At 63.4% G+C, this 15734-nt stretch carries 16 protein-coding genes and 1 tRNA gene; 8 read left to right on the top strand and 9 right to left on the bottom strand.

Annotated elements, in window-relative coordinates; translation table 11 throughout:
- Positions 1 to 2: 2 nt before the first annotated feature.
- Entirely contained in the window at positions 3 to 911 is a 909-nt protein-coding gene (gene gluQRS / locus ACYU81_RS05460) for a tRNA glutamyl-Q(34) synthetase GluQRS (protein ID WP_460986774.1), read from the bottom strand.
- A 96-nt stretch (positions 912 to 1007) separates the two neighbouring features.
- Here gluQRS and ACYU81_RS05455 point away from each other — a divergent pair, with 96 nt between their 5' ends.
- Positions 1008 to 1574, top strand: coding sequence for an HNH endonuclease (locus tag ACYU81_RS05455; RefSeq protein ID WP_460986772.1), 567 nt, complete (start codon positions 1008 to 1010; stop codon positions 1572 to 1574).
- Between the two features lie 15 nt (positions 1575 to 1589).
- On the opposite strand, the gene ACYU81_RS05450 is transcribed toward ACYU81_RS05455, so the two are convergent.
- Positions 1590 to 2324, bottom strand: a complete 735-nt coding sequence (locus tag ACYU81_RS05450) for a Crp/Fnr family transcriptional regulator (RefSeq protein ID WP_449474130.1) — start codon at positions 2322 to 2324, stop codon at positions 1590 to 1592.
- Positions 2325 to 2536: 212 nt separating this feature from the next.
- Between ACYU81_RS05450 and murA the strand changes: the two genes are divergently transcribed.
- The gene (murA, locus tag ACYU81_RS05445; RefSeq protein WP_449474129.1) at positions 2537 to 3820 is read left to right on the top strand and encodes a UDP-N-acetylglucosamine 1-carboxyvinyltransferase; all 1284 of its coding nucleotides are present in this window, start codon (positions 2537 to 2539) and stop codon (positions 3818 to 3820) included.
- Positions 3813 to 5336, top strand: a complete 1524-nt coding sequence (locus ACYU81_RS05440; RefSeq protein WP_460986769.1) for a PAS domain-containing protein — start codon at positions 3813 to 3815, stop codon at positions 5334 to 5336. The genes murA and ACYU81_RS05440 overlap by 8 nt, the downstream gene beginning before the upstream one ends.
- On the opposite strand, the gene ACYU81_RS05435 is transcribed toward ACYU81_RS05440, so the two are convergent.
- The 3 genes from ACYU81_RS05435 to ACYU81_RS05425 form a co-directional block, all read right to left on the bottom strand.
- Positions 5281 to 5718 carry a response regulator gene (locus ACYU81_RS05435; protein WP_460986767.1) on the bottom strand — a complete coding sequence of 146 codons (438 nt, stop codon included), beginning with the start codon at positions 5716 to 5718 and terminating at the stop codon, positions 5281 to 5283. The two genes, ACYU81_RS05440 and ACYU81_RS05435, sit on opposite strands and share 56 nt — an antisense overlap.
- A 69-nt stretch (positions 5719 to 5787) precedes the next feature.
- Positions 5788 to 6018: a DUF2188 domain-containing protein gene (locus tag ACYU81_RS05430; RefSeq protein ID WP_460986765.1), complete on the bottom strand. Its 231-nt coding sequence runs from the start codon at positions 6016 to 6018 to the stop codon at positions 5788 to 5790.
- A gap of 4 nt (positions 6019 to 6022) precedes the next feature.
- Positions 6023 to 6640: a DNA-3-methyladenine glycosylase family protein gene (locus tag ACYU81_RS05425; RefSeq protein ID WP_460986763.1), complete on the bottom strand. Its 618-nt coding sequence runs from the start codon at positions 6638 to 6640 to the stop codon at positions 6023 to 6025.
- Between the two features lie 76 nt (positions 6641 to 6716).
- Between ACYU81_RS05425 and ACYU81_RS05420 the strand changes: the two genes are divergently transcribed.
- Positions 6717 to 7034 (top strand): 2Fe-2S iron-sulfur cluster-binding protein, encoded by a 318-nt coding sequence (locus ACYU81_RS05420; RefSeq protein ID WP_449474120.1) that lies wholly within the window; start codon positions 6717 to 6719, stop codon positions 7032 to 7034.
- Positions 7035 to 7055: 21 nt separating this feature from the next.
- On the opposite strand, the gene ACYU81_RS05415 is transcribed toward ACYU81_RS05420, so the two are convergent.
- Both ACYU81_RS05415 and ACYU81_RS05410 read right to left on the bottom strand, forming a co-directional pair.
- Positions 7056 to 7790 (bottom strand): hypothetical protein, encoded by a 735-nt coding sequence (locus tag ACYU81_RS05415; protein WP_460986761.1) that lies wholly within the window; start codon positions 7788 to 7790, stop codon positions 7056 to 7058.
- Between the two features lie 48 nt (positions 7791 to 7838).
- Complete coding sequence (locus ACYU81_RS05410; RefSeq protein ID WP_449474118.1) at positions 7839 to 8579, bottom strand: TrmH family RNA methyltransferase; 741 nt, start codon at positions 8577 to 8579, stop codon at positions 7839 to 7841.
- A gap of 107 nt (positions 8580 to 8686) precedes the next feature.
- On the opposite strand from ACYU81_RS05410, the gene ACYU81_RS05405 reads away from it, so the two are divergent.
- From ACYU81_RS05405 to ACYU81_RS05390, 4 genes are all read left to right on the top strand, one after another.
- Positions 8687 to 8773, top strand: a tRNA-Tyr gene (locus ACYU81_RS05405).
- A 114-nt stretch (positions 8774 to 8887) separates the two neighbouring features.
- Positions 8888 to 9208 (top strand): DMT family transporter, encoded by a 321-nt coding sequence (locus tag ACYU81_RS05400; RefSeq protein ID WP_460986758.1) that lies wholly within the window; start codon positions 8888 to 8890, stop codon positions 9206 to 9208.
- 70 nt (positions 9209 to 9278) lie between these two features.
- The gene (locus ACYU81_RS05395) at positions 9279 to 11558 is read left to right on the top strand and encodes a glycoside hydrolase family 3 N-terminal domain-containing protein (protein ID WP_460986756.1); all 2280 of its coding nucleotides are present in this window, start codon (positions 9279 to 9281) and stop codon (positions 11556 to 11558) included.
- A 292-nt stretch (positions 11559 to 11850) separates the two neighbouring features.
- The gene (locus ACYU81_RS05390) at positions 11851 to 13716 is read left to right on the top strand and encodes an ABC-F family ATP-binding cassette domain-containing protein (RefSeq protein ID WP_460986754.1); all 1866 of its coding nucleotides are present in this window, start codon (positions 11851 to 11853) and stop codon (positions 13714 to 13716) included.
- A 6-nt stretch (positions 13717 to 13722) separates the two neighbouring features.
- Here ACYU81_RS05390 and ACYU81_RS05385 read toward each other — a convergent pair whose 3' ends face one another.
- Both ACYU81_RS05385 and ACYU81_RS05380 read right to left on the bottom strand, forming a co-directional pair.
- A complete protein-coding gene (locus tag ACYU81_RS05385) occupies positions 13723 to 14169 on the bottom strand; it encodes a nuclear transport factor 2 family protein (protein ID WP_460986752.1) in 447 nt (148 codons plus the stop codon).
- A gap of 242 nt (positions 14170 to 14411) precedes the next feature.
- Positions 14412 to 15716 carry an NtaA/DmoA family FMN-dependent monooxygenase gene (locus tag ACYU81_RS05380; protein WP_449474109.1) on the bottom strand — a complete coding sequence of 435 codons (1305 nt, stop codon included), beginning with the start codon at positions 15714 to 15716 and terminating at the stop codon, positions 14412 to 14414.
- Between the last annotated feature and the right edge of the window lie 18 nt (positions 15717 to 15734).

Below are 15734 nucleotides of genomic sequence, written 5' to 3'. Positions count from 1 at the left end.
ATCTATGACTTTGCCAATGAAATGCCAACCGGAAAGCGCGCCTCGCGCAGATCGGCGGCGAGGGTGGCGGGATCGACGCCTTGCGCGCGCAGGTCCGCAAGGGCGATCGAGCCATCGCGCTTGGCAAGGCGCTTGCCATCCGCGCCGACGAGCAGGGGATGGTGACAATAGATGGGCGATGGCAGGTCGAGCAACGCCTGAAGCAGCCGATGCACATGCGTGGCGGCAAACAGGTCTTCCCCGCGCAGAACATGGGTCGCGCCCATCGCGGCATCATCGACGGTGCAGGAAAGGTGATAGCTTGCTGGTGCATCCTTGCGCGCGAGGACTACATCGCCTGCGGTCTGGGGCTTCGCTTCTATCATCTGTTCCCGGAGGGGCAGCGCGGAGGTGGGGAGGGGGGCAGACTTCCAGTGTAGTTCCCCTGCGGCCGCAACCGCCTTCGCCATATCCAATCGCCATGCATGGGGTTCGCCCGCCGCGATCCGCCGTTCGCGCTCGGACGGAGGCAATGCGCGACAGGTGCCCGGATAAACAGGCCCCTCCGGCCCGTGCGGCGCACTGGTGCTGGCCGCGATGTCGGCGCGGGTGCAAAAACAGGGGTAGAGAAGGTCCATCTGCCGCAATCTTTTCAGTGCGGCTTCATAATCATCGAGCCGGTCGGACTGGAACATGATCTCGCCATCCCACGCCACCCCCAACCAGTTGAGGTCCTCCACTATGCCCGCGACATGCTCGGGACGGCTGCGGGTGCCGTCGATATCCTCGATACGGAGGTGAAACGAGCCGCCATTCGCGCGGGCAAAATCCATCGCCATCAGGGCGGACCAGCCATGGCCGATATGCAGCCTGCCGGTAGGGCTGGGGGCGAAGCGGGTTACCACATGCTGTGGCGGCAGGGATTGGATCATACAGGCCCTTGACGGGTCGGGGTGGTTAATGCTGTCATGTTGCCGTCACGTTCCTGATCAATCAGAAACCTGGCAAATGGGGTTTCGAGGGTTCTTATGTACCATCCCGACCTGATACGACATCCGGAAAACTGTCCGGCGCTGGTTCTGAACGCGGACTATACGCCGTTAAGCTATTATCCGCTCAGCCTTTGGCCCTGGCAAACCGCTATCAAGGCGGTTTTTTTGGAACGTGTGGACATCGTCGCCAGCTATGAGCGGGAGGTGCACAGCCCCAGCTTGCATATGAAGATTCCCTCGGTCATCGCGCTCAAACAATATGTGAAGCCGTCCGAACATCCCGCCTTCACCCGGTTCAACCTGTTCCTGCGCGACCGTTTCACCTGCCAATATTGCGGATCGCCCAGTGACCTGACCTTCGATCATGTCGTCCCCCGCCGCGCCGGTGGCCGGACGACCTGGGAGAATGTGGCCACGGCATGCTCCCCCTGCAATCTGCGGAAGGGCGGGCGCACGCCGAAGGAAGCGGGCATGCGACTGCACGTCACGCCGATCCGGCCGACAAGCTGGCAGTTACAGGAACATGGCCGCGCCTTTCCGCCCAACTATCTGCATGAAAGCTGGCGCGACTGGCTGTACTGGGATGTCGAACTGCTGGCCTGACGCTCGCCCAGCCCGTCAGCTAAGGGCGGGAATCCAGTCCAGATCCATATCCTTGTGCCGATTGGTGTAATGGCCAATTTCTTCCAGCCTCGCCATGTTCAGCAGGGTGATGCGGCCGTTCGCCCGGCTGATCAGCCCTTCCTGTTCCATCTGCCGCACCATGCGGTTCACATGGACGGACGTCAGCCCGATCGCGTCGCCGATCTCCTCCTGCGTCAGCTTCAGGTCGAAACTGTCGGTAACGCCGTCATCCGTGACGCGCAGCCGGTCGAAAATGTCGAGCAGGAACGACGCCACGCGCGCCTTGGCCGATGTGCGGCCCAGCGATGCGAGCCGATCGGTGAGGGCGACCTTTTCCGAACTGGACAGCAGGAATAGCAGCGCCGCGACCCTGGGATATTCCTCCAGCAACCGGCGCAAGGCGTGCTTGTCGAACGGGCAGACAATGGCGTCGGACAGCGCGACGAGCGATTCGGGCGCCTTGTTGTAGATCGTGCTGGCGGAACCGATGAAATCGCCAGGGAAATAGACGCGCAGAATCTGGCGGCTGCCATCGGGCAGGATGACGAAGCTCATCACCCGCCCCTCGCGCAGCACGAACAATTCCGTCACGGTATCATTGACGCGCTGGATCATGGCCCCGCGCTTTACCTTGCGCGGATTTTCCTCCAGTCTGGTCAGCGCGTTCCTCTCCTCGTCGGACAAGGGCACGTGCTTTGCGAGCCTGTCCGCGAAACAACCTGTCGCCACCCACAGCACCTTTAATCAAGTTTGTCGTTACGGTGGCAAAACGCCCCTTTCGCCTTTTGGCTGCATTTGCGGGCCGCGCACTAAACTCGATCAATTTCAGCGACCCGAAAGTGTAAATGTTTCGCGAGCGTATCCCGGGAAGCACGGTAGCGTTAACCGCAATGATCGCTCGTGCCTTGCGCCTGACGCATTTAGCGTTAAGAACCCAGTCGATGGACCGCATTCAAATACGCGGCGGCAAAAAGCTCAGCGGCCGCCTTCCCATCTCCGGCGCCAAGAACGCCGCGCTGACCCTGCTGCCTTGCGCGCTGCTCACGGATGAGCCGGTCACGTTGCGCAACCTGCCGCGCCTGGCCGACGTCGACAGCTTTGGTCACCTGCTGAACCAGCTAGGCGTATCGACCATGATCGAAGGCGCGCGGCCGGAGGATTTCGGCCGTGTCATGACGCTGCGCGCGGGCCGGGTCACATCGACCGAAGCGCCTTACGACATCGTGCGCAAGATGCGGGCGTCGATCCTGGTGCTTGGCCCCTTGCTCGCGCGCGCAGGTGAGGCGCGGGTTTCGCTGCCGGGCGGCTGCGCCATCGGCAACCGGCCGATCGACCTGCACCTGAAGGCGCTGGAGGCGTTTGGCGCGGTGATTGAGATCAACGCGGGCTATGTGCGCGCCTCTGCTCCCGATGGCGGGCTGCCGGGCGGCATCTACACATTCCCCGTAGTGTCCGTGGGCGCGACGGAAAATGCCCTGATGGCTGCCGTTCTCGCAAAGGGCACCTGCATTCTGGAAAATGCCGCGCGTGAGCCGGAGATTGTCGATCTGTGCAAATTGCTCATCGCGATGGGCGCGGATATCGAAGGCGTTGGCACCGACAAGCTGATCATCCACGGCCGGGACCGTCTGCATGGCGCAACCTACAGCGTCATGCCCGACCGGATCGAGGCAGGCAGCTACGCATGCGCGGCGGCGATCACCGGCGGCTCGCTCGAACTGGCGGGTGCCTGCGCCGATGACATGCATGCAATCCTTGCGGCCCTTCGCGAAGCGGGTGTGCAGGTGGATGAGCTGAAGGACGGGATCAGGGTAACGGCGGATGGCAAGCTGAAGCCGCTGACATTGTCCACCGCGCCTTTCCCGGCATTCCCCACGGACATGCAGGCGCAGTTCATGGCCATGCTGACGAAGGCCGACGGCGCATCCGTGCTGACCGAAACCATCTTCGAAAACCGCTACATGCACGTGCCCGAATTGGCGCGCATGGGGGCGGACATCGGGGTCAATGGCCGCACCGCAGTCGTGCGGGGCGTCGACCGTCTGGTGGGTGCACCCGTGATGGCGACCGACCTGCGCGCGTCGATGAGCCTTATCCTCGCCGGGCTTGCGGCCGAAGGGGAGACGCAGGTCAACCGCGTCTACCATCTCGACCGGGGCTATGAGCGGCTGGAGGAAAAACTGTCGGCCGTGGGCGCGGATATCGAACGGGTCAGCGATGGCTGACGGCAGGGGGCTGGAGACGGATCGCGCGGCCGTACTGGCGCGCTATGATCTGGATGCCGGCGGTTTTCGCACGCTGGACCAGATAACCGAATTCGCCTCCGCGCTTTGCGAAGCGCCGATCGCTCTGGTCAGCATTGTCGAGGACGAACGCCAGCGCTTTTTGGCGCGCACCGGGCTGGATGCGGAAGAAACGCCGCGCGACCTCTCCTTCTGCGCGCATGCCATGCAGGATGGGGCGATCTTCGTCGTGCGGGACGCCAGCGCCGATCCACGTTTTGCCACAAATGCCCTGGTGACCGGCCCGCCGCATATCCGTTTCTATGCCGGGGCGCCGTTGCTCAATGGCGAAGGTGTGCCGCTGGGCGCGCTTTGCATCATCGATGACAAGCCGCGCGACGACCTTACATCGCTTCAACGTCAGGGCCTTTCCCTGCTCGCGCGCCAGGTGATGATGGAATTGGAGGGCCGCCGTCGCGACCAGGATATCATTGCCCAGCAGGTCAAGGATGCCGAGGCGGTGGCGGAAAGCGACCGGCTGTTCCGCACATTGGCCGACACCATGCCGCAAATGGTCTGGTCCACGCTGCCCGACGGCTATCATGATTATTATAACGCGCGCTGGTACGAATATACCGGCGCGGCCGAACATTCGACGGATGGCGATGGCTGGAACGGCAACTTTCACCCGGACGACCGCGAACGCGCGTGGCAGTGCTGGCGCCATTCGCTGAAAACCGGTGACCCTTATGAGATAGAATATCGGTTGCTCCATCACAGCGGCGAATATCGCTGGACGCTGGGCCGCGCTCTGCCCATCCGCGACGATGAAGGCCGCATCACCCGGTGGATCGGCACCTGCACGGAAATTCACGAGCAGAAGCTCATGATGGAAGAGCGCGAGATCATCGCGCACGAACTGTCGCACCGGATCAAGAATATCTTTTCGGTGATCACGGGTCTGATTGGGCTATCGGCGCGTGAAGACCCGGCGATCCGCCCGGTGGCAGATGATCTGCGCGACCGGATCATGGCGCTGGGCCGCGCGCATGACTTCATTCGTCCGCACAGCGCTGAGGGTGACGAATATCTGCGGCAAGGTCGCCTGCGCGGCATATTGGAGCAAATCTTCGCGCCCTATACCGATGCAGGGGAAAGCCGCATCGTGTTTTCCGGCGAAGATCCCGCGATCGATGACCGCTCGGCCACGCCGCTCGCGCTGCTTTTCCATGAGCTGGCGACCAATGCAGCCAAATATGGTGCACTTTCCGTGCCTTCGGGGCGTGTCCATATCGATGTCCGGTACGAGGACGCGGACATCTGCATCGAATGGCGGGAAGAAGGCGGGCCACCAGTAAAGCCGTCGAGCCATGAAGGCTTTGGCAGCCGCCTCATGGCGCTCAGTGCCGAGCGGCAATTGGGTGGACGAATGCAACGTGACTGGCGGCCTGAAGGACTGGTGATCAGCCTGTGGATTCCATCCCGTTCCATGAGCCGGGCTTTGACTGAAATGGCGTGAAGCCGTAAATATCGGCTGTCTCCAAGTCCCTTTGTTCACACGCTGCGAGGCGAAGCGTCTGGGCGATGCTGTGCGGGCGGAAGGGCTTGGTTATGACGCCTAGCGCGGCTTCGGCCGCGACACCGATCTGCGCGGGATTGGCGGTCACATAGATTACCCGGACGCCATATCGGGCGGCAAGCTCCATGCCGATGCCCGGCCCGGTAGGCCCGTCGCGCAGGTTCAGATCCACCAAAGCGATATCGCAGTCATTAGCGGCCATAAGGGCGCTTTCACGGTCGGCGGCAATGGCGCTGACCGCGAAACCCGCGTCCTCCACGATCTGCTCGATCTCCAGTGCGACGAAAATTTCGTCCTCGACGATTAGAACCTTCTTATTCATGCCTCAGCCCGCGAAACTGGAGCCGATAATGTCCAGTTCGCCATCTGGTTCCGCAAAAATCGAAAAAAGTCAGGAAGACGCAGCGTCTTCCTGGTTCGTCCAGAGCGTATCGAACTTGGTTCCCTGCATCAGCAGGACGCTCGCCGGGTAGCCACCATCCCCGGCCTTGCGCGCCGTCTCGGTCGCGTTCTCGACAGCGGCTTCGCGGGTGGCGAAGGGGCCATAATAGCGGTTGTCGAGATTGATCTTCCAGACGCCCTCATGTTCCAGGACGATGTAGCGGGCATGGGGCAGGGACATGGGTTTAGAGTACCTCCGTATTATAATGGTGCCAGGCCATGATCGCGGCAGCACCCCTATGGGGCCGCCACCGTTCGGCAAGCGCTCGTGTCTCGCGCTCGCTGGGCCGTTCGGGAAGCCCAAGGATGCGGCCCACCTCGATCTGTACGGCGAGGTCGCCCGCAGGCCAGACGTCGGGCCGCCCTTCGGCGAATAGCAGGTAGATTTCGGCTGACCAGCGGCCGATGCCCTTGATCTGGGTGAGGAGGGCGATCGCTTCTTCATCATCCTGGGGCAGGGCGTGAAGGTCGACCTGCCCGCTGGTGACCAGTTCGGCGAGGCTCCGGGCATAGCCCTGCTTCTGACGGGACAGGCCGCACGCGCGCAACGCATCGAAATCGCGGGAGAGCAACTGGCCGGGCGCGCATCCTTCGCCCAGCTCCGCCTCCAGCTTGCGCCAGACGGCGGCGGCCGAGGCGACGCTCACTTGCTGACCGACGATGGTGCGCAGCAGTGTCTCGTATCCAGGCTCCCGCACGCGCGGCAGGGGATAGCCGACCCGCGCCAATGCGGCGGCAAAACCGGGTTCAAGGACGGCGATCGCATCCAGGCTGTTTCGCAGCTGCTCGGAGGTGGTGACCATGCTCTGCTTGCTTCCGGCTTGATTTATCGGCTCCCCCGCCTATGAGCGGCGGTGGAAAATTTTGGGATCGAGGTACATGCCTAAACTGATAGTGGTCAACCGTGCGGGTGAAGAGCAGGCTGTCGAGGGCGACAGCGGCCTGTCCGTGATGGAAGTCATCCGTGACAACGGCTTTGACGAGCTTTTGGCGCTGTGCGGCGGTTGCTGCTCCTGCGCTACCTGCCATGTCTATGTCGATCCCGCCTTCGCCGAAAAGCTGCCTGCGCTGAGCGAAGACGAAAACGACCTGCTTGACAGCTCCGATCATCGCAATGAGAGCAGCCGCCTGTCGTGCCAGCTGGTGATGAACGACGATCTGGACGGCCTGCGCGTCACCATCGCGCCGGAAGACTGATCTTCCCGATCGGGGCGCCCGTTACCGGCTGACGCGCAGCGTCGCCATGGGCGCTTCGTTCGTCAGCGGGGTGATCCGCCAGACGATCCGCTTGCCGTCGGCGGTGCTTTGCGCGCCCTCCTCCTGATTCTGACTGACGATTTCCGCGTTGGTAGTCAGCGTGAAGTGGCCGTCGAGCGCCTTTGACGCGTCCTCTCCCGGCCCGCTTTGTCCCATGGGTTCACGGCTCTTGTCGAACCCGTTGGAATAGCCGGGCGCCTTCACCCGCACCCGATCGTCACCACGCAGCTCAATCGCGACGAAGGGCAGGACGATTTCCGCGTCGCTGTTGAAGGGGAAGAGGAAGCTGTGGGTCAGCCGTCCGCTGATCGCATAGTCGATTTCGAACCGATGGTTGCCCATATAACGGGCCGAGCGAAATCCCTTTTCCTTGGAAAGCGCGGCAGCCATTGCCTGCATTTGCGCTTCGTCACCGGCAGCGCTGCCACCGCCAAATCCTTCTTCATGGCCCTTCTGCATCGCGGTCTTGTGAAGGGCGCTGTCCTTCTTCTCTGGCGAACCATCGCCGACAGGGTCATTGCCGGGAGCGCCGAGCCCCTTCATGTCGGACGAGATTATCTCGCCCTTATAGGTGAAGTTGAACTGCCGATCCGCGCGGATGTCTAGGGTAGATTCGAACTTGCCCGGAGTCACCAGGCAAGCGCCCAGCATCAGGCAGCAGGCCAATGCGCTGGCGGCGCGAAGAATAACAGCCATGTCGTCCCCCCTTCACATGCGCTGCATCATCAGCGCAGTCTTGCCCCGTTACCGGCTAGCGGCGGCGTACAGGGCGATCGCAGCCGCGTTGGAGACGTTCAGGCTCTCCATGCGCGGGCTGATCGGCAGTTTAGCCAAAATATCGCAATGGGCCATGCTGTTGTGGCGAAGGCCTTCACCCTCCGCGCCCAGCACCAGCGCGACACGCGATTCGCCGATCGCCTCGCCCAATATCGTGTCCGCCTCGCCATCCAGGCCGATGCGCCAATATCCGGCCTCCGCAATCTCATCGAGCGCGCGGGCGAGGTTCACGACGCGCACCCATGGCACGATTTCCAGCGCGCCGGATGCGGATCGGGCGAGCACGCCCGATTCAGGCGGCGCGTGCCTGTCCTGCGTGACGATGCACAGCGCGTCGAACGCCGCCGCCGACCGAAGGATCGCGCCCACATTATGCGGATCGGTCACCTGGTCGAGCACCAGTACGGGCCGCCTGTCGTCCTGGCCCGCTTCCAGCGCCTCGCCAAGCCATACGTCATCCAGCGGCTCAACCTCCGCGACGATCCCCTGATGGGGAGCATCGGACGGCACCATGCGGCCAAGGTCCGCCACATCGGCATAGACGATGGGCAGCACTGGCGGCAGGTCCAGCGCATTGAGTGCGTCGCGCGTGCCCCAGATCTTCCGGACCACCCGGTTCGGATTGGCGAGAGCCGCGATGACGGCATGCCGCCCGTAGAAGCGGGGGAAGTTGCCCTTGGGCTTTGCGCTGCGATGTCCTTTTTTCATGGAAGCGCTCTTTTCACATACCACCATTGACAGGCAAGCCTCCATTCGCCATTGAGCGCGCCTCCAGCGCGGTAAAAGGCAGTTTTTGCTTGCCGCGTAAGGGCACTGGACAGGTGGCCGAGTGGTTAAAGGCAGCAGACTGTAAATCTGCCCGGGTTTCCCGTACGCTGGTTCGAATCCAGCCCTGTCCACCACCCTTCGGGCCTATTGGCCTTCGGGCTTTTGCCCCATCGCGGGCGCGCCGCCTCTTTCGGGTTTCCGGCCTGCGCGCTTTCCATCCGAGCCCGCCTGAAGAAGGACCGCTCGTCATGGCGTGGCTTGTGCTTGGCATTGCTATATTCACTGAAATTTGCTGGGCGCTCAGCCTTAAATGGGCGGCGACCGTTGGCAGTTGGCAGGCTTCGTCCGTGCCCATCGCCTTGAGCTTCCTCAATATGGGCCTGCTGGCGCTCGCGATGAAGGGTATTCCTGCCGGGACCGCCTATGCGATCTGGACCGGCCTTGGCGCGGTCGGCGTCATCATTGGCGGCATGATCCTGTTCGGCGACCGCATTGCCCCCGTGCAGGCCGGTTTCATGGCGCTGATCGTCATCGGCGTCATGGGGACGAAGTTGTTCGCACCCGGCTGACCGCGTGGCGGCAACATATGGCGGAGCAGGGCGTTGGCCCGGCAACAATCATCCGTTACGCTGTCGTCCAATGACCATCGACCGTCGCGCCTTCCTGGCTGCCGCCATGTCCGGCTCCTTCGCCTTCCCTTTTGCGCGCCGGGCGTTCGCCGCGACCGAAGTGGAACGCGTTGATGCGTTGATCGCTCGCATGACCGTGGAGGAAAAGGCGGGGCAGATGACCTGCCTCACCGACAGCTTCCGTCCCTATAATCCGCCCAATCCGCAAGTCGGCATCCAGGATGAAAAGCGGTTGGCGGAAGAGGTGGGCAAGGGGCGGGTAGGCTGCCTGTTCAACGGCATCGGCGTGGCAGGCGCCCGCCGCGCGCAGGAGATTGCCGTCAAGGAAAGCCGCCTTGGCATTCCGCTGCTGCTGGCGGGCGACGTCATCCATGGGCTCAAGACCATCTTTCCCGTCCCGCTGGCGGAGGCCGCGAGTTTCGATCCCGCGCTCGCCGAACGCACCGCCCGCGCCATGGCGCAGGAGGCAAGCGCGGCCGGGTTGCATCTGACCTTCGCGCCCATGGTCGATGTCGCGCGCGACCAGCGCTGGGGCCGGGTGGTCGAAGGAGCGGGGGAGGATGTCTATCTCGGCAGTCTGTTCGCCGCCGCTCGCGTCCGGGGATTTCAGGGGCGCGACTTGCGGCGAGACGATTCGCTCCTCGCTTGCCCCAAGCATTTCGCCGCCTATGGTGCGGTCGCGGCGGGCCTTGAATATGGCAGCGTCGATATCTCCGACGAAACATTGCGAGAAACGCACCTGCCGCCCTTCGGCTCTGCCTTTGCGGCAGGCGCGCTCACCACCATGGCGGCGTTCAGCGAGATCAACGGCGTCCCCGCTACCGCCGACCGCGAACTGCTGACCGACCTGCTGCGCGGCGAGATGAAGTTCCGCGGCTTCGTCTTCTCCGACTATACGGCGGACGAGGAACTGATCGCTCATGGCTTCGCGGAGGATGAGCGGGATGCCGCCCGCCTTGCCGTGCTGGCGGGCGTCGACATGTCGATGCAGAGCGGCCTCTATATCCGCCACCTACCCGATCTGGTGAAGAGCGGCGCGGTGCCCATGGAGACGATCGATGTCGCCGTGCGCCGCATCCTCTATGTCAAAACGGCGATCGGCCTGTTCGACAATCCTTACCGTTCCATAAGCGAAGAGGCCGAACGCACCCGCATCGCCACGCCCGCGCATCGGGTACTGGCGCGGGAAGCGGCTGGGCGTTCGATCGTGCTGCTCCAGAATAGCGGCGTCCTGCCGATCGATCCTGCCAAGCGCCAGAAGATCGCGCTGATCGGCCCGTTCGGCGAGGATCGCGCCAATATCTACGGCCCCTGGGCGTTTTACGGTGAGAAGGGAAAGGGCGTGGACATCGCCGCCGGTCTGCGCGCCGCCATGCCGGACCCCGCCCTGCTGAGTATCGCCAAGGGCTGCGACATCATGACGCCGATCGACGGCGGCATCGCGCAGGCGGTCGAGGCGGCGAAGGCGGCGGACATCGTGCTGCTCGTGCTTGGCGAATCGCAGGACATGTCGGGGGAGGCGCAGTCGCGCACCGTCATCGAACTGCCGCCGCCCCAGCAGATGCTGGCCGACGCGGTGGCGGCCACCGGCAAGCCTGTCATCATGCTGCTGCGTCACGGCCGCGCTCTTGCGCTGCATGGGTCCGTCGCGAGCGCGCAAGCTATCCTCGCTACCTGGTTCCTGGGATCGGAAGCGGGCCATGCCATCGCCGACATCCTGTTCGGCCGGGTCGATCCTTCCGCCAAGCTGCCGGTCAGCTTTCCGTGGGAATCGGGGCAGGAGCCCTTCTTCTACGACCGCAAGTCCACCGGCCGCCCGGTGATCGACAACCGCACCGAATATCGCGCGCGCTACATGACCACGGACAACAGTGCCCGCTATCCCTTCGGTCATGGCCTCAGCTACACGACATTCGCGCTCGACAATCTGAAGCTGTCCGACACCGCCTTGCGCTGGGACCGCGCGATCGAGGTGACGGCCCGACTCACCAACAAGGGGGATCGGCGCGGCAGCGAAGTCGTACAACTCTACATTCGCGATCGCGTGGCCAGCCGCACCCGCCCCGTGCGCGAGCTAAAGCGAATCGAACGCGTCACGCTCGGGCCGGGAGAGAGCAGGACCGTGCGCTTCTCCCTGTCCCGCACCGACCTGCAATTTGTCGGATCGGGCAACCGCATCATTGCGGAACCCGGCCTGTTCGACTTGTGGCTCGGGCAATCGTCGGAGGGTGGCCTGCACAGCCAGTTCACCCTCTATGCGCAGGAAGCCACGCCAGCGTCCGCCCGATAAGGCCGTCAGCTCGCCGAAGGCCGGACAGGCACCGCGCCGCTCCAACGCGCTTTCCTACAGGGGCCGGTCCATGGCATGGCGCTATCGGCTCTTTCCGACCGTGAACTTCCCCGCCTTATGGGTCCGGGGCCTTATTTCGCAAAAATTCTCCTATTGCGAAATCGACGCCACCCGTCCGTAGCCGCGCAAATGCGTCGGCCAATATGGTGTGAACTTCGCAACGCCTTGCCTGACTGTAAAACTCCCAGCCCGCACCTTCACCACCCCGCGCGGCTCTGCTAGAGGGCGTCCCATGCTGAATATCAGGGATATCACCGTGCGGCTGGGTGGCCGTACCATCATCGACCGCGCCAGTGCCGCACTGCCGCCGCGCAGCCGTGTGGGTTTGATCGGTCGCAACGGCGCGGGCAAGTCCACGCTGATGAAGGTCATGATCGGGCAACTCGACCCCGACGATGGCGGTTGCGACATGCCGCGCGACACGCGCCTGGGCTATATCGCGCAGGAAGCGCCCACCGGCACGGCGACGCCCTTCGAAACCGTGCTGGCCGCCGACAAGGAACGCGCCGCCCTGATGGCGGAGAGCGAAACGACCCATGACCCCGATCGCCTCGGCCATATTTACGAGCGGCTGATGGCGATCGACGCCTATACCGCGCCCGCCCGAGCCGCCCGCATTCTGGTCGGCCTTGGCTTTGACGATGAAATGCAGGGGCGGCCGCTCGACAGCTATTCGGGCGGCTGGAAAATGCGCGTCGCGCTCGCCGCGCTGCTCTTTTCCGAACCTGACCTGCTGCTGCTCGACGAACCCAGCAACCACCTTGATCTGGAAGCGACGCTGTGGCTGGAAAATTTCCTCAAGGCCTATCGCGGCACCGTGGTCGTCATCAGCCATGAGCGCGACCTGCTCAACAATGTGGTCGATTATATCCTGCATCTGGAAGGGGGTAAGATCACCCTTTATCCCGGCGGCTACGACGCGTTCGAACGGCAGCGCGCCGAACGCCTCGCCCAGCAGGAGGCCGCACGCGTAAAGCAGCAGGCCGAGCGCGAGAAGTTGCAGGACTATGTCGCCCGCAATTCTGCCCGCGCCTCAACCGCCAAGCAGGCCCAGTCGCGCGCCAAGGCGCTGGCGAAGATGCAGCCCATCGCCGCCGCGATCGAGGACCCGTCGCTGTCCTTCGCCTTCCCCAGCCCGCCCGAACTGCGCCCGCCGCTCATCACCATGGACATGGCGGCGGTCGGCTATGGCGACACGCCAGTGCTGCGCCGGGTGAACCTGCGCATCGATCCCGATGACCGGCTGGCGCTGCTCGGCCGCAACGGCAACGGCAAGACGACCCTCGCGCGCCTGATCGCGGCGCAGCTGGCGCCGATGGAAGGGTCGATGAACAGCTCGGCCAAGATGAATGTCGGCTACTTCACCCAATATCAGGTGGAGGAGCTCGACATCGCCGACACGCCGCTCCAGCATATGACGCGCGTCATGAAGGGCGCGACGCCGGGCGCCGTCCGCGCGCAACTCGGCCGCTTCGGCTTTTCGGGTGAGCGCGCCACGCAGCAGGTCGGTTCCATGTCCGGTGGCGAGCGTGCCCGACTGGCGCTGGCGCTCATCACCCGCGATGCCCCGCATCTCCTGATCCTCGACGAACCGACCAACCACTTGGACGTCGATAGCCGCGAAGCGCTGGTGCAGGCCCTCAATGAATATTCGGGCGCTGTCGTGATCGTCAGCCACGATCGCCACATGATCGAACTGGTGGCCGATCGCCTCGTCCTGGTGGATGGCGGCACGGCCCAGCCGTTCGACGGCAGCCTGGAAGACTATACCGACATCATTTTGCGTAAGGCTGACAGCGGCGGCAGCGGGGGCGACGCGCCCAAGGACCGCAAGGCGGAGAAGCGCAATGCAGCCGAATGGCGCGAAAAGCAGAAGAGCCTGAAATCGGCAATCAGCAAGGCGGAAAAGGAGATGGCCACGCTCTCGGCCGAACGTAGCCGCATCGACCAGGCGCTGTTCGACCCGAAGGCAGCGACGGGCGCCGAAGCGAAAATGACCACGACCGACCTCATGGTCCGCCGCGCCTCGGTCGAAAAGAAGCTGGGTACGATCGAAGAAAGCTGGATCGAAGCGAGCGCCGCGCTGGACGAACTGTAAGGGCGCTCAGCCCGCGTCGATGCGCAGGCGGGTCAGGCGGATTTCGCTGATGCGCCAACCGTCGGCCAGCCGCACATAGCGTTCATGATAATGGCCATAGCCATGCATCCAGCGGAAGGGCAGGGGCGAGCCTTCCTGCACCCACAGCTTGTCCTCCATCGCCCAGATGCCGCTGGCTTGGCTGTTCGTTGCGATGTGAATCTCGGGCATATGGCCGTGATGAACGGTTGTGACCTGCTCCAGCATCGGCGTCAGGCGTGCCATATAAGGCGCGGCGCCGTGGATCAGCATGCTCTCGTCCCGTTCCCCGGCGGCATCGCGGAAATCTGCGACCAGGTCGGGCGCAAAGACCGCCTCCAGTGCGGCCCAATCCTTATTGTCCATGGACCGGAAGTAGCGCGCTTTCAGGGCATATATCGCCAAAATCGCAGCGATCTTGTCGGTTTCAGTCAAGCTTTCCTCTCCCATTTGCCCACGACTTCCTGGCCGTCTGCAAGGACCCTAACGCAGGGGGTGCCACGTTCCAAGCGAGCCTTTTTGCGGCCGCGCTAACAGCGGCTCGCGGCTGTGGCTCCGCGTGAACCAACGCGGTCGGGGATGCCAAAACAACTGGAGCGCGCCGCTATGTGCGGGCGCGCTCCAGCTTCAAGATTGAGGCGGGCGCGGAGCAGCGTTACCGCTCCACGCCAATCGCGTCAGAATTCGCGCAGGATTTCGCGCAGCGTCGTGCCTTCATATTCGGTGCGCACGGCGCCCGCCTTCTGAAGGGTAGGGATGACGCCGTTGACCAGATCTGCAAGCTGATGGTTATAACCCGATCCTTCGATCAGGAACCCGTCGCCGCCCACTTCGTCCATCACCGCCATCATCTTTTCGGCAACCTGTTCCACGGTGCCGCTGAAGTCCATGCCGCTCGCGCCCTTCCCGACGGAGAACAGGTCGCGGAGGGATTTACCCTCTTCCCGGCCCGCCTTCTTCATATACTCAAGGGCGCTGGTGTGGCCGCCTGCCACGATGTCCTGGGGAACGGGCGCGTCCACGTCATAAAGCGAGAAGTCGACGTCCAGCGACGACGAAGCCATGACGATATTATGCTCGAACGAAGCCTGCTTTTCGGCCTCGCTCATTTCGGGCCGCTCGCCGCCTTCGGGGAAGATTTCCACCGGCGTCAGGAAGAAGACCTTGATATCGTCAGGATTGCGGCCCTGCGCTTCGGCGCGGTCCCGAATGTCCTGGCGATAGGCTTTCATCCCCGGAACGCCGCCGGTCATCATGCCCAGCACGACTTCGGCATTCTTGGACGAAAACTGCCGTCCACGCTCGGACGCGCCCGCTTGCGCCAGAACTGGATAGCCCTGCGGCGAACGCAGCGTGTTCAGCGGCCCGCGCGAACGGAAATGCTTGCCCTCGAAATTGACGGTGTGGACCTTGGTGTGATCGACATAGACGCCGGTTTCCGTGTTCGCGACCAGCGCGCCCTCTTCCCAGCTATCCCACAGCTTCTTGACCAGCTCGACGAACTCATCGGCAATGTCGTACCGCTCGTTCGGCGGCAGCAGCTTTTCCATGCCGAAGTTCAGCGCGGCGTTCTTCTCGCTCGACGTCACCATGTTCCAGCCTGCACGCCCCTTGGTCAGGGAGTCGATGGTCGAGAGCAGGCGCGCGAGGATATAGGGCGGATAGAAGGTGGTCGAAGCCGTCGCGATCAGGCCGATGTGCGATGTTTCCTGCGCCATCACCGGCAGCAGCGGCATGGGGTCGAGCTTGGGCGACAGCGTCGCATTCTTGAGGTCCAGCTCCATCGAGCCACCATAGCGATCGCCAACGATCAGGCTGTCTTCGAAGAAGACGAAGTCGAACTTCGCCGCCTCCAACATCTTGGCCAGTTCCTTGTGATAGGAACCATCCGCCCACTGCGAGCCAAACTCCTTGCCATCGCCCGGCCAGGAAGTCGCGCCGAACTTCGTGAAATAGCCAAGGTGGAACTTCGTGTGGGCCATAGCCTGATACTCTCTCTA

This window comes from Sphingobium sp. TomTYG75 (assembly GCF_054771635.1).
This window is presented reverse-complemented; position numbering and strand designations above follow the sequence as displayed.